At 61.8% G+C, this 1,730-nt stretch carries 1 protein-coding gene; it reads left to right on the top strand.

Annotation, left to right across the window (positions count from 1 at the left end):
• Window positions 1–210 precede the first annotated feature (210 nt).
• Entirely contained in the window at window positions 211–1,725 is a 1,515-nt protein-coding gene (locus MESCI2_RS0125690) for an integrase (RefSeq protein WP_027038981.1), read from the top strand.
• The last annotated feature ends 5 nt before the right edge of the window (window positions 1,726–1,730 follow it).

The raw sequence follows: 1,730 nt of genomic DNA, 5'->3' as shown, positions 1-1,730 counted from the left end.
GGTGGCGTTCTGTTCCAGGGTGGTCTGATTGCGCTCGTACTCGGCCCAGGAAATGTAGCCCTCGTGGGCGTCGGGTATAAGCACCTGCCAGTCGGTGTAGCGCGACAATCTGGGAGAGAAGCCGCATTGCCTCGTCGAAAATGTTCCTGAATGTTCAACCGTTGCCTCAAATAAGTTGCTCCCTACCGAGGGGTAAGAGCAGGGGCGACTATGGGAAGGCTGAGCATGGCGACAAGGAAAGAACTGACGACGGCGGTTTCAGAGCGCTATCGTGCTTCGACGCGAGCGGAGAAGGCGAGAATTCTGGATGAGTTCGTCGTCATCACGGGCTTTCACCGCAAGCACGCGATGCGGCTGCTGCGGCGCCACGAGAGAGCGCCTACAGGTCGGCGAGCGCGGCCGCGGGTTTATGACGAAGCGGAACGCAACGCGCTCATATTGCTGTGGGAGGCGTCTGACCGGGTCTGCGGCAAGCGGCTGAAGGCGTTGCTGCCTGTCCTTGTCGAAGCGATGGAACGGCACGGTCATTTTGATCTCGCGCCCGAAATCCGGGGCAAATTGCTGGCGATGAGCGCGGCCACGATCGACAGGACGCTGGGACCGATCCGAGAAGGTCTGGGGCGTCCTCGACGACGGCCCGCGGCACACGCCCTGCGACGGAGCATTCCCATTAGAACGTCGGCGGATTGGGACGACCCGGCGCCAGGTTTCGTTGAGGCGGATCTCGTCGCCCATAGCGGCCCTTCTGCTCGCGGCAGCTTCATCCAAACCCTCGTACTCACCGACATCGCGACAGGCTGGACGGAATGTGCGCCGCTGCTGGTTCGTGAACAGACGCTGTTGAGCACGGTGCTCACAGAATTGCGCAAGCAACTGCCCTTCGCGCTTCTCGGCCTGGATACGGACAACGACACCGTCTTCATGAACGAGACGCTGAAGTCCTACTGTGATGCCGCCAACATCGTCTTCACGCGCTGCCGTCCCTACCGCAAGAACGACCAGGCCTTTGTCGAGCAGAAGAATGGCGCCGTGGTGCGCAGGATGGTCGGATATCGTCGGTTCGAGGGGCTGGAGGCCGCCACGCTGTTAGCGAAGCTCTACCGGTCAGCGCGGCTGTTCGTGAACTTCTTTCAGCCATCGTTCAAGTTAATCGCGAAGCAGCGCGACGGCGCGCGCGTGCGCAAGACGTATAGTCCGCCAGCTACGCCGCATCAGCGTCTGGTTGCCGACCATCGCACCTCAGATGCAGTCCGCTCCCGTCTGCAGGAAATCTACGCCGGGCTCGATCCTGTCCTGCTATTGCGCGATATCCGCGCCGTGCAGGAGCGACTCGCTGCGCTTGCCGATACTCCGCCGGCCATGCGCCCTGACGGAACAGCTCAGCCAATCGACCTTTTCCTGGCGAGTTTGCGGACTGCTTGGAAGGACGGAGCTATCCGGCCGACGGATCGCCCGATTGTGAAAGCCAAAAGGGGGCGGCGGCGTCCTGACCCTCTCGTCAAGGCGACTGCCGACTTACGAAAATGGTTCGAAGCCGAACCATGGCGAACCGGCAGCGAACTTCTGTCACGACTCCAGGCCGAGTATCCCGGCGATTACCCGGACAAACTGCTTCGAACGCTTCAGCGCCGGCTAAAGGTCTGGCGCAGCGAACAGGCGGACGCGTTGCTGTTTGGCCCCTTGAACAAGGAGCCGCCGATCCTGGAGATCGCAGGGCCACACTGAGGCGC

This window comes from Mesorhizobium ciceri WSM4083 (assembly GCF_000519305.1).
In the GTDB taxonomy this organism is placed as follows: Bacteria; Pseudomonadota; Alphaproteobacteria; order Rhizobiales; family Rhizobiaceae; genus Mesorhizobium; species Mesorhizobium ciceri_B.
This window is presented reverse-complemented; position numbering and strand designations above follow the sequence as displayed.

What these genes read in the sequence shown, in the direction of transcription:
- MESCI2_RS0125690 (WP_027038981.1), top strand. Translation starts at nt 211, where the DNA reads ATGGGAAGGCTGAGCATGGCGACAAGGAAAGAACTGACGACGGCGGTT.